The 13,011-nt window shown below is 36.3% G+C and carries 10 protein-coding genes; 9 read left to right on the top strand and 1 reads right to left on the bottom strand.

The window, feature by feature from the left end:
* Positions 1 to 35: 35 nt before the first annotated feature.
* Complete coding sequence (locus AC6I7V_RS16810; RefSeq protein ID WP_498012321.1) at positions 36 to 632, bottom strand: winged helix-turn-helix domain-containing protein; 597 nt, start codon at positions 630 to 632, stop codon at positions 36 to 38.
* Positions 633 to 1,650: 1,018 nt separating this feature from the next.
* Between AC6I7V_RS16810 and AC6I7V_RS16805 the strand changes: the two genes are divergently transcribed.
* The 9 genes from AC6I7V_RS16805 to AC6I7V_RS16765 all read left to right on the top strand — a co-directional run bounded on the left by AC6I7V_RS16805 (position 1,651) and on the right by AC6I7V_RS16765 (position 13,002).
* On the top strand, positions 1,651 to 2,184 hold the full coding sequence (locus AC6I7V_RS16805) for a hypothetical protein (RefSeq protein ID WP_498012320.1): 534 nt from the start codon (positions 1,651 to 1,653) through the stop codon (positions 2,182 to 2,184).
* A gap of 83 nt (positions 2,185 to 2,267) precedes the next feature.
* Positions 2,268 to 2,837: a hypothetical protein gene (locus AC6I7V_RS16800; RefSeq protein ID WP_498012319.1), complete on the top strand. Its 570-nt coding sequence runs from the start codon at positions 2,268 to 2,270 to the stop codon at positions 2,835 to 2,837.
* The gene (locus AC6I7V_RS16795) at positions 2,837 to 5,620 is read left to right on the top strand and encodes a CS1-pili formation C-terminal domain-containing protein (RefSeq protein WP_498012318.1); all 2,784 of its coding nucleotides are present in this window, start codon (positions 2,837 to 2,839) and stop codon (positions 5,618 to 5,620) included. The genes AC6I7V_RS16800 and AC6I7V_RS16795 overlap by 1 nt, the downstream gene beginning before the upstream one ends.
* Positions 5,617 to 6,348 (top strand): hypothetical protein, encoded by a 732-nt coding sequence (locus AC6I7V_RS16790; protein ID WP_498012317.1) that lies wholly within the window; start codon positions 5,617 to 5,619, stop codon positions 6,346 to 6,348. The genes AC6I7V_RS16795 and AC6I7V_RS16790 overlap by 4 nt, the downstream gene beginning before the upstream one ends.
* The gene (locus AC6I7V_RS16785) at positions 6,335 to 7,363 is read left to right on the top strand and encodes a hypothetical protein (protein WP_498012316.1); all 1,029 of its coding nucleotides are present in this window, start codon (positions 6,335 to 6,337) and stop codon (positions 7,361 to 7,363) included. Before AC6I7V_RS16790 ends, AC6I7V_RS16785 begins: the two co-directional genes overlap by 14 nt.
* Positions 7,364 to 7,365: 2 nt before the next feature.
* Positions 7,366 to 8,181: an outer membrane beta-barrel protein gene (locus AC6I7V_RS16780; protein WP_498012315.1), complete on the top strand. Its 816-nt coding sequence runs from the start codon at positions 7,366 to 7,368 to the stop codon at positions 8,179 to 8,181.
* Between the two features lie 113 nt (positions 8,182 to 8,294).
* Positions 8,295 to 11,006, top strand: a complete 2,712-nt coding sequence (locus AC6I7V_RS16775; RefSeq protein WP_498012314.1) for a hypothetical protein — start codon at positions 8,295 to 8,297, stop codon at positions 11,004 to 11,006.
* Between the two features lie 103 nt (positions 11,007 to 11,109).
* The gene (locus tag AC6I7V_RS16770; RefSeq protein WP_498012313.1) at positions 11,110 to 11,793 is read left to right on the top strand and encodes a hypothetical protein; all 684 of its coding nucleotides are present in this window, start codon (positions 11,110 to 11,112) and stop codon (positions 11,791 to 11,793) included.
* A 273-nt stretch (positions 11,794 to 12,066) separates the two neighbouring features.
* Entirely contained in the window at positions 12,067 to 13,002 is a 936-nt protein-coding gene (locus AC6I7V_RS16765; RefSeq protein ID WP_498012359.1) for an autoinducer 2 ABC transporter substrate-binding protein, read from the top strand.
* Positions 13,003 to 13,011: the final 9 nt, after the last annotated feature.

Below are 13,011 nucleotides of genomic sequence, written 5' to 3'. Positions count from 1 at the left end.
ATAAATATTTAATTTGTATATTAAACTTTTGGCGTTCATTCTGGCCACCATAGAAATATAAATCCAACAAATGAAGTTTGCCAAAGAACTAAACTTATTAAGTTAATAATAAATTTTTTTTGATTAGTAATGAAGTCTAATAGAGTTACCCAGTAGTTTTCTTTATTAGTGACTTGGTCGAAATTTGATCCATTTTCATTTGTAGTATTGGGAGACATATCAACGTTGAAGTCTACTGTGGAGCTATCTGAAATGCTCTGTGTACAATCGTTCTTAGTGAACATATAACCTCTTTTAGGTAATGTCACAATTTTCCCTTCTAGAGGTGTATTCTTCGACGCATCTCTAATTTTTTTTATGGCAACGTTTAACGAACTTCCTGTAACAACTCTTCCACCCCAGCTATTTTCAATTAATTCTGAACGAGTTACAACATTACCACTATTTCTGATAAGAATTGATAAAAGCTTGATCTCTACATCATTAAGACTATCGCTCACTTCTTTATTTATCGTAGCGTTTTTATCAATTGGATTATTGTCATTTTTACTTATATTAATTTTTTCAAATGCATGACTTTCAGTATCTTTGTTTGATGCGCTACTTAACATAGAATTCGTTGTCAAATTCATAGCTTTGTCCTTTTGGATTTGGGCTTAATACCCAATTTTTATTGGTATATAATTGTTGCACTAACTAATAGAGTAATAGGTCTAGATTGGTAACTTTATTAATTTTATTAACTTTATTGTGTTACCTACGACCACATCCTGATATTGAACATAAGCTCAAAAATTAAGCCCAAGGTTTAGTTCATCGTTATGTTATAACACTCTATAAGCTATACATTCAAGTTTATAAATAAATTTATTATCTAGTAAGACCAGTAAATCACTCGTTTACTACCTCCCTTTTCTATAGATAAGGAATTAATGCAATTAAAACATCGAGATAATAATTAGTTATATACTATTTTGTTTTTTAATTTATCTTCTATCATTACGTCACTTATTAATTAAAGTCAATAGCCATTTAGAGGTAAGAATGGCTATTAATTTGTTCTTCCAGATTATTGCCTTAATTTAATAATGATCTAGGTATTCATTGATACCTGTCTATTTGGAATTAATATTATTAAATAGTGAAAAACTATTCGGTTTGTTGACCTTGTTTTTTTTTGCCACTAGGTTTGAGTGTATTGGATATTTACATAGATTTACGAAGCACTCAAAACAGAGTCAATTAATTGATCCCTACTTTGTTTCATTTTGATGACGATTTGGTTTTTCTTTTATGATAATTGCGTGTGCAGACTATATAGGCAGTTAGATGCTTATAAATTTACTATGTCGAACATCAAGAGAAGTAACGCTTTGGATAAGATTTAGAGATATTTAATATATATAAGAACGAAGGAACGATTTAAGTACACTCTGGATCTAAGTAGTAAATCTATTTGGTGAGGCAATATCTATTTTCGGTTGTATGTTATGTATCGCTAAATTGATATGAAGTTGAACTAATTACATGTCCCATAAGTTTAGGCTGCTAACACTAACAAAGGAGGGGGGATCAAATTATTATTGAATGTACAAATTTGAAAACAATCTAAAAATTTAAAAATAATCAAGTTAAATAAGGAACAAAAACATGAATGTTTTAAAAATAGGAAAAAAATGCGCGCTGACTAGTTTGGTGGCCGTTTCCGCGGTCATGCTCGCGAGTAACGTCTATGCGACGTCAACTGTTTCAACTGTTACTGTCACTTGGTTAGGAACGGTACCTGGAAGCTCTAGTGATGGCAGCATGATAGTAACTGGCTTGAACGGCGATGTGGGAGATATGAGTGGTGTCGTCAATGCAAATGAGGACGGAACATTTAGTTCCACTGTAGTTAGATTAGAGGCTCATGCCGTTGATACTAATGACCCGACACAAGCAGCCCCGGATCTGTTGTCGGCAAACTGGGAGGTGGACACAGCTACGCTTGTCTATGGTAATCAACAAATCGCAGGTTCAGATTTACAAGTCATGATCGATGGTACCGCAATGGAAGTTGGAGATAAAGTAAATCAAAAGGAGTCACTGACGATCAGTGTGGAGCAAAATGAACCTTTGCAAGAAGCAATGGTTGCAGAGCAGGTTGTGACGGCAGCGGTCACCTTATTAGTTGATCCTGCATAGTTCTTAGTTTTTGTTAATTAGGTTCTATTACAGTGAGCTCTACGTAGAGCTCACTGATGTTATTACATAATGAGGGATGAATTATGTCAGAACTTTTCGTTAGGGTACTTTCGAGTATGTCAGCATTTTTGATTACTATTTCCGCTTGCACTATAGCTAAGATTGAATATGTGTGCGCAAGCGATATTGAAACGTTGTACCTTTCCACGAACATTGATATCACTCGACTGTTCCCCGAACCTGTAATTGGTGCCGTATTTTATCCAAATTCTTTGACGCTGAATATTAAATCGGATGGGTCTGGTTTTGAAGATGCATCATCTACTCTTCAATTGATCACAAATATTCCAAGTAAAGTGCTGACTAACATACCTTATACTATTACTTTGGCCGAGAGTGTAACTCAATGTTTTGATATGTCAAATACTGGCCCGGTAGAGCAATTGGACTTTGTTGAAACCTTTTTAGAAGGTCAATCAATTCAAATAGGCCAATCAATCCATATTCCAGACTTTACAAACAGTAGTGATACAAATAAAAGTTCTAGCCATTTGCTCTCTTTTAATTTCAAAGACTTTGATGAAATAGTGACTAGGCACCAACCTGATTATTGTTCTGGGAAAATTAGTTTGGATATTGGAGTTGACATCTAATGAATAAGATTATTATTGGTGTACTACTTATGGTTATGAGTAGTGTCGCGTTATCTTCTAATAGAAAGTATCCTTCTGGGTTCGAAAGTTTATTTGAACTTGAAAAATCAAACTTAAAGGTTAGGAATTTAGACGGAACTTTAACAAATCCGATTTCTTTTATGACTAAGTTTGATACTGTTCAATTGAACTCGAGTAATGAACAAGCGATAAGGGAGGTTTATGAATTTTTGGAGTCAAATTCTATATCCATTAGACATAGAGATGAAATGGTTGATAGTTTAGTTATTGGAGTTAAAGATTCGGGTTTATGTATAGGAAAACTGAGTGAGTGTGAATTAATTACGGATACGTTCCATTGGGTGATGAACTATAATGATAAACAACTTTATCTGTTTGTTCACCCAACTTTACTTGACTACAACACTCATCATGAAGAGCAAGTTTACAATAATCCTAAAAGTGAGAGTAATGGTGTCATTAATTCTTTCGATCTTTATGTCAACCAATATAGTGAACAAGATTCAAGTATTGCATTTAATGATGTAGTAACAGTGGGCTTACCTTATGGATATATTAAATCTGACTTTAGCTTGAATAATATTGATGATAACACTCTCTATGAAGCAGCGTATCACCTAGACTTAGATAATTACGCTATAAATGTTGGTTATTTTGAATATAATCAGAATATAAACTCCACAAGATTTCTTGATAGTGCAACTCATATGCCTCAGAAATCGATAACATTGGCATCCTCTGAAAGGCTTGTTATCGGCGGGAAAAATAGTGATCAATTAATTAGTTTTTATGCACCTGTCAGTGGTTATGTGAAAATTTATCGAGACGAAAGAGTTATCTATCAAAAAAATATTCACGAAGGTCAAAACAAGGTTTTTTACAATGAATTACCGATGGGACGATATGAAGTTAAACTTGATGTTATTAGCTCGGGGAATGTTCTTCAATCCTATATATATCAGGTGTACAACAGCGCTCAAGACACTTTGGCCTTAGGGAAGGTCGATTATCTTATTTCAGCCGGAGTCCTATCAGACAGTTATCACGAGTCAATGTCTAATTCAAATAGTATTGAAGATGATATTTTTGGTAAAGTTTTAATAACTCATCGGTCAACACCATCATTGTTGTTGGGCGTTGGTAGTACGTTTACCGATGATAACCAATCAATTTCAACTGGTATTACCTATCACTGGATGAAAACGGATATAACACTTGATACTGTCTATACCTTGTTCAATGATGCTGACCATTTTAACATTGACCTAGGACTAAAGCGATTTAACATATCCTATGAAATATTGAATGATGGTTATGATGACGCTTTGGCTAAATATATGTATGGACCGTCAGATTATTCACGCCTATCTGTTAGTTCTTCTTATAGTTTTGGAAGTGGTCGCTCCGTGTACGCTGTATATAATAAAACTCGACAAGAGAACGAGTTTGAAAGAAATGTTTTAGGTTATGAAAGTGACAGGATGAGTTATCAAACAATGTCACTCGGTTATTCATCACCTTTTTATTTAGATTCTAGGTTGGATATTAATCTAGATTACTCTGATGTTGATGACGAGGTATCACTTAATCTACTCTGGAATATACCTCTTTCAAAGACTATAGATCTAATTTCTGGCGTGACATCTTCAGAATCTGACATTACACAAATCTCCACATCAATTAGAAAAGATCACTTAATTAAGAATAGTTTGTTTGATAGCTCATTGGAGCTGCGGAATGTTTACCGCAGTGAAATAGGAAACGCTGGTAGTAATATGTATCAGCAGGCCTTATTTAACGTAGCTGGGAGCAGTCGCTACGGGAGAGCTGATGCAAGCATATATGCTTCTTCAGACGCGCAGCGTGGGATAACCATGGGTGTGTCAAGTACTCAGATATTAACGGGTGAGGATATCTACTTTTCAGACGTAAAATCTTCATCATATCTTTTGATCGATTCAAACAGAGTTAATAAACTTGAAGATAACATAGAGAGAGGGAGTTTTTCTTTAAAGAAAGACAATAAGCAAGATAAAAAGTTTATGATTTATAAAGATAACATATTGGTTCCTATACAGGAGTACTATCAATATCAGGCCTATTTTGATGCGGAAAGCGTAGAGCTGTTCAATTCTGGCGATAGTTACTCCAGCTTTTTCTCTCACCCAGGAACGGTTGAAAAACTTAAAATAAAAATCAGCAGGGTGGTCTCTTTCGTTTCTTCATTTAAAGATATAGATGATGAACCAATAAAAGATATTTCGTGTGATGGTGTTGGTTGTTTACGTATTAACGAAATAGTTGATGGTGTCTTTCGAGTTACTGTCTTAGAGGGGGCGATTTTTGAGTTGTCTTCAATGTCAGGGAACCTAAAACAACGTTGTCTATTACCATACGAGTTTTCTTCTACAGGGCTAATGAACTTTGGATCTAATTACTGCCTTCCTATGGATAGCTCTAATGAAAATATACTTGTCAATGTTTCCGGTGAAATGCTGAACGTTCGATTTATAGGTGTTTATGAAGACCACCCTGATGTAAACAGAAATTTAAAGAACTTCGAAGAGTTAGGTTATGTAATTATCTCAAAGAATATTGGCAGGATGAAAGCAATATATGTTGCACATAAAAAAGAAAAATTTGACGCTATGTATGTAAAGCACAAAAAATTATTCGATGAACTTAGAGTTCTTGCTAAACGAAACTACGCGACTGATGTTATTAATTATTCAATAGCAAAATCTGATAAGGTAATGAAATGAAAAAGATAGGAATCAAGATTGCTTATTTTTCTTTGTTGTTTTTAATCAAGTCTAGTTATGCATTTAATGTTGATAAAATGTTTGTCATAGCAGATAAAAAAGGCAATGGGATAATAACCCTAAATAATGATGAGTCACGACCTATTTTTATCACTGCTTCAATTCAAGAGTTGAAGATAGAAGAAGGGGTGAATATTTTAAGGAAAGATTATAATCGAGATAATATTGATGACTGGAAGATATCAATTACCCATCCTAAATTGGTACTTAAATCAGGTGAATCTAGAGACATAGGAATTCGTAGTCTTTGCCACAATGTTAGTTGTGACGATAGTGCTGATCTTATGTTCCGTTTACCTTTTTCTCCTCAGTATTATAGTGAAGAGAAATCCAATAGTAATAGCTTGGAAGTAAACTATGGATTCGCTCCTATATATGTAATACCAACTTCTAAGCCATCGTATTCATATAATATAGTTAATTATGGAGATAAGTTACTGGTTGACAACAAAAGCAATACCATACTTAGGTTTTTTGTCAACTCATGTTCAGATAATAATAAGATTAAATGTCGTCAAAGATATACGTTGTTGGCAGGGCGTAAAAAGACCTTTAATTTACCCATAGAGATACAATCCGAACATCTTTACGTTGTTGTCACATCTCATGATCGTAGCTATTACCGAGAGGAGACGGTCAAAAGGAGTAATCAAGATGATAGCAATTAACAGATTTTCCTTTATGATCTTTGTTGTAACCACTTTTAATGTTCAAGCCGCTTTTAATATTTGGGGCGAACTTGATGGAAATGGAATGAAGTGGAGAAATGTTTCGATGTCTGGATCAGACATGGTGCCGAGTATGTGGCAAACTCCGCCAGTACTTCGCTCCACTTTTGAATGGACCCCTGGTACTTTTTCTTCACCACCAGTTTCTCACGTTGTATTTAGTGGGGCAGGGGGCAGCAGTGCGTCTGTACCCATTGCTATTTTGGGTACTGAGTATAATACCGTAGGGCTTTCATATACGACTTCATCTTCCTCTATTGGTCGTGGCTGTTATAAAGATACGGTTTCTCCTCCTTTAATCACTTTGAAAGGGTCATCTTGTATATCTTCCACTAAGTTAGTAAGTAGCATACCAGTTAATCCGTTTATATTTCTTAGACCTATTTTCAATTTGGAACAGTCAGATATTACAAGGGCATTTGATGGTTTACCTGAGGGTACTTATAGTGGGATGGTACCATTAAATTTTCAATATTATTATAACGATAATGACATATTGACGTTCCGAAATATCAATGATTTTATGATTGTTAGTATTCATTATCGCCCCTCGATAATTCAAACGATTGATGTCATTGGTGATGGGGACATGGAGCCGGTTTATGATACTGGTCTGTTGCGTATATCAGGACAGACAACATATACCATAAATGTACATGGGTCTTTTTCTGAAGGTGTTGAATTAACACTGCCCTCGAAAACTTATGCGCTTAATAGTGAAATGGATGCATCAGTTTCTATCCCCTATCAAGTTACTTGTTCAGGTTGTGATTCAACAAACCTTGTTGATTCAGGTGGAGTATTGCGAGAGCAGACTAGCCGGATTGGTGAAGGCGCCGGCGAACAAACCACGCTGAGTTTCGATTTACGCTTTGAATATGATGTTGAAGGGGTTGAACTGCTTTCGGGAAGTTACACCGACACCGTCGTTATTATGTTATCTCTGGGGGTTTAGCGATGAAAATATCACCATCATTGTTATTAGTTATTATTTTTATACCTTTGTTAAGTCGAGCTAATTTTCAGTTATCACCATTTTATGTTGGAACAGGTATAAATCTAGACGTTTTAGGTGATGATAAAGAGGAATCGATAGGGTATGAAGCTATGCTTGGCTTCCATATATTAGAAAACTTAGCTCTCGAGGCTGGTTATGCCGACTTTAGAGCAGATTCTATCAATAAAGAAAAAATAGACCCAATTTTTGGTCGCGTAAAAGCCATATTGCCGGTTAGTGACTATGCTTCTCTAAATTTTGGTGTCGGCATTGCACATGATGATAACGATTACGCTGCATTAATCGGTGTCGGTGCAGGATACCAGTTAATGAATAACTGGAGTTTTAATATCAACTATCAAAGGCTATCTGGCTTTGATGAAGAGGTTCGAAACTTAGAATCACTCAATATATCGATTATATATCGATTTGGTGATGCAGTATCTTCCCAGTACTCTGATTCTTCAGAGATTATCAACGATAAATATGACGAGGAAGAGCAGATAAGTAACCTTATTTACTCCGATGGTAATGAGAAAGTAACTACGCCTCTTCCCTCAGAAAAATCGAAAGAAGCTATATGTCATGATATTTATAAAACGCACCTTATCAATAAGGGTGAGAGTTTGATTTATATTTCAAATGCTATTGGAGTTTCCTTTAACAAGCTAAAAAAATTGAACAAGAAGTTTTTTGAAAAAGGGCGAAATCCCAATTTAATTTATCCTGGAGAGTTGGTTGTTTACCCATTTTTAGATTGCGATAGTATGCCATAAAATAATAGGATTTATACTATTCGGTTAATTACAGGTGTTTGCGTTATTTAGATTGCATTAATCTGCATTTGGGTGAGCGCGAATAAGCCTATAGATATAGATAAGAGTGAATTATGAATATTCAATATGTATTAAAAAATATGCGGATCGTGTTTCTTCTCGTATTTCTTTTAGGGTTATTTGGGTGTGGGGGAGATGATTCGTCAGAGAGTAATGGTTTTATTAGCCAAAGTTTCGCTTTAGGACCAGCGACGTTAACGGCTCAAGATGCCTCATTCTCAGGTGAATTATCTACTTTGTATGAGATCCAGCTCGCCGAACATGTCAAAGTATCTGATGGGAGTGGTTTTGAGCTTACTGAGGTTGTTCCGTTATCAGAGGGTGCAGATTGTCAAGTTGAAAGCATGACTGACTCTAGCTTTTCAATCTCTGCAACGACACCTAGAGTGTGTAATTATCGCTACCGAGTCGTGAGCGCAGGTGCCACAGGTAGCGATAGTCAAGAAGGTATTTTAGTACGAGCTAGCAGCTGGTCTTCTCAAGACCAACCATCAAGTGCAACCGCAGTTGCCCGTGTAGCTGTTAGTGCAAATCCTAGTAGCACGTTTTTGATGCCTATAAGTGCCGTTACACTCGAAAATCAAACTATAACTGTAAACCTTATCACCGAGTTTGCTAAGTATGGTGTTGATTTAAACGGTTATACATTGCATTCAGATATTACTCTACCTTACAACCCTAACTCTGTTGCTGTTGCAAACTCCGCGACTAACGTTATTGACTATACGCCAGCAAGTGGTTTCCAAGGCGTAGATCGTATTTTGTTCAGCTATGTTTCGTCAACTGGCGATAGAGTTTTAATGGGGGTACTCGATGTTGCTGTTGCTCAGGTTGGAAATCAAGGGTTAACTGTTTCGAAGCATATCTCATACCCGACGATCGTTAATCAAAATGAAGTATTTGAGATTGATATTTCTCCTTATGTCACATCTCATGACGATGATGACTACCAACTCGTTAATGTCGATGCGTTTAACGCGCTGGTTGCTTCTAAATTGCCTCTAGATACAACCAATAAGGTGTTTACTTTCCAATCTTCATCTATTGGTACCCATACAGTGAGCTTTGCCGTTAGCGATCATAATGGTGCTTACGAAATGGGGCTAATTCAAATAACGACAAGAGATCTAAACTCAGCTGGGGATTGGGATGATCTAGAGCTAAATGGCAAAATATTCAGTGCGCCATTGACGATACAGGACGCCAATGATGCTAGCGTAACATACGATACTATGCTAGTCGATCAAGGTTATTCGCCAAGGGAATTTCTGGCTGGATTTAGATATTCGTCCGCCGATGATTATTGTGCTTCAAGGGACAATGGTTCGAATAATTCAAGGTTGCCTACTTATAGTGAAATAATGGCGTTATCGAATCAATTTATTTCTACACCTACTAATTGGCCATCCATGAGCCAATATCTAGTATTGCACAATAACGCCCCATTAGGATTTAATATTGTCAATCGTTCACAGCATAGTTATGACGCAAACACGGTTTATTATGTTACGTGCGTTGAAGACAAAGAAGATAGCTTAATAGTTAGCGGCCCTCAAACTAGGAACGACGTTTTGGTCGGGCAGGAATCTAACGTAAGGGTTCATATTCGTAATCAACATGGTGCTCCTGTTTCGGGAGAGGTTGTTGTTGCTTATGATTCATCTCCATCCATAGATTTTGTAAGTAATGAAGTATTCACAGACAGCTCTGGCTACGGGACCATTAGATTTTCTGTGTTATCTAAAGGAACCTATAGTTTTAAGGTTAGAGCTGGAGAGAGCGTATTTACTGTAAACGTAAATGCTGTAGAACAGTCTGACACAGCATTTGTGCTAACACCATTTTCCACTGTATCCAATATCTACATCAACCCAAAAATTGTAGAGGAAAAGCGGATAAGATCAGAGCTAACGGCTTTAGGCCAAGAACTTTATCATTATAATGATTATACTTTTAGGTTAGAACCAGAAAACCCGAATATTGATATCTCTTATACAGAGATAGATGGTGAACGGTATGTCATTCTTCGCTATGAAAGACACGCTTTCGAATCAGAAGTAAATTTAGGCGGGCTTGTAAGTCATCGCCTTATTGGGGAAGCCGCGGGTCACTCTACTTCCATCAACATTAATTGGTTGCGAGGAAATGGTTGTATACCTGGTCAGTCGTCGTATATTTTCCCGCCCGAACTAGCATCACTGTCCAATGGGAGTTGTTTGAATAGTGTTGAGTTTATCCCATTATATGGAAGCTATTATTTGCCTAATAAAATAATGGTAGGGGTAGTAAACGAAAGTTTTTGGCGTGAGTATTATGATTACATAGCCGATAGTGGTTTGATTGATGTAGATAATTATTTTAGCGGTAGTATTTATAGAAAAAGTGCTATTAGTGTTACTAGTGTTTATGGATTACATAATGGTAGTTACCGTAAATTTAGCGATTTCAAAATTTACTCTTTAATAGATAGAAACTTGAACACCGATATTTATGTAGATTATGCTAGAGGTTTTTGCCATTTTCTAAATACTATTAACTTTAAAAATCGACACAATTGGTACCTTCCGAGCAGATCTGATTTCCCAAGTGTTATTGATGCTAATTTTGTTAAGGAATTTGGGTGGCCTGAAGGTGTTTACGGAGTTATCGAGGACCAAGTTATATATACTGGAAGTCTTACAGAGTCCATGACATTTCTCCCACTTACCTCTCCACTACCAAGTAGTAGTGTAGCGTTAGGTTTTTGCGTGGCGGTTTCTTTGTAGTGGCATTATTTATATTTCTTTTTTGAGAGGAGGGGTAATATACTCAATTGGTAAGTATGTCATTGGATTTTTTTGTTTGATGGTTTTATATAGGAATAAGATTATGAAAAACGATAAATTTGAAAGTAGATATTATTCGGGTGCTATATTAAATAACGATGATATTATCGCCATGGATTTAGAGAGATCTCATAAAGCATTAAAGTTTATAAAAGCGAAATTTCATCACTATATAAAAGAATTCTTAAAGGACGAAATCGCTATTACAACAAAACAATCTGAGAAGTATGTTGAAGACTCTGAAAGGAAATGGAAGTCCGGTTATACGAAGATAACCATGCCGTTCCTTACATACCAGGAATACCATAGTTGGTTTATGAATAAATTGGCGAATAAAGACGAGATTGCTTTGCAAGATGGACACCCAGACCATTATCTTAACGTCGTTTCTGAAAGTAACCCTAACTTGGTAGAAATTATAGAAAACCTCGGAGAAGATGAGCTTCCTTGGTTTTTAATTGGTGAATTTGTTGATTCTGATATTGTTCCATTTGAAAGAGATGAGACTTATCCAACCGATTTTTGCTTAAGGATTAAGAGTTTAAATAACATTGTTTTAGGTTATGCCACTCATGAGTTTAAGAACGATAAATACGGAAATTGCAACACCAAACTAACAGTTATTTTACCAGAAAAGGCGCCTGATTATTTAATCAAAGGACACTTGAATCATTTTACAATTGAGTTTAGAAACTGGTATTTGGAAGCACTGAATGGAAACTTTTAGTCATCGAATGATGGATTGGATAATATTCTCACTCTAGGTAGGAGTTTGTGCTTTATTCTTGGAGTGAGGTTAAAATTAGTTTCAATTATAATTGATTTTGGTTATTTGGATTTGGGATCTTATTTATTTTTTATTAAGTATACTTGAGTAACACTTAACCATTATATCTGTTTATTCGTGATTGATAAGGTTGGAACGTAAAAAATTAAGGATGTTGAAAATATGGATAACAACTTTCTAACGCAGAAAATTGTGGGAGTTGCGTTACTTTCTATGGTCTCCACAAGTGCAACAATGGCAAAAAGCTATGAAATTGTAAACGTAGTCAAGGTGTCTGGTATTCCTTGGTTTAATCAAATGAACAAAGGAATTGAGAAAGCCGCTATAGATTTCGGCGTGACAGCTCGCCAGCTTGGTCCTTCCACTCCAGATCCAGCGCAACAAGTGAAAATTATTGAAGACTTAATTGCCAAAGGCGTTGATGCAATTACTGTGGTACCGAATGATGTAACTGTATTGGAGCCAGTATTTAAAAAAGCTCGTGAGAAAGGGATTATCGTATTAACCCATGAGTCACCAGATGGACATGGCGCAGATTGGGATATCGAAACGATTGATAATCAAGCCTACGCCAAAGCAACCATGGATGAGCTTGCAAAAAATATGGACAAGCAAGGTGGTTACGCGGTTTATGTTGGCTCATTAACGGTGCCACTGCATAACAACTGGGCAAATCTAGCGATCGATTACCAAAAGAAAACCTACCCTGATATGTATGAAGTCACTAGCCGTATGCCAGTTGCTGAAAGCATCGATCAATCTTATGCCGCAACGAACGACCTGATGAAAGCACACCCAGATATGGCAGGCATCGTTTCTTACGGTTCATTAGGTGGCATCGGTGCAGGTGAAGCAATTAAGAAAAAACGCGCAAAAGACAAAATCAGCGTCGTGGGTATTATGATGCCAAGCCAAGCTGCTCCGTACTTAGCTCGTGGCGAGATTGATAAAGGCTTCTTGTGGAACCCAGCAGATGCAGGCTACGCCATGGTTGCCGTTGCTAAGCAAATGCTCGAAGGCAAAGACGTATCACAAGGGGTCAATGTTCAAGGCCTAGGTGATGCAGAAATTGATACGCAAAACCGCGTGATCAAGTTTAACAAGATTCTAGAAGTGGATAAAACCAACGCACGTCAACTTGGTTTCTAAATTAAACAA

This window comes from Vibrio sp. KUL70 (assembly GCF_059725515.1).
The sequence above is the reverse complement of the archived record's forward strand: the minus strand, read 5'-3'. Positions and strand labels throughout refer to the sequence as shown.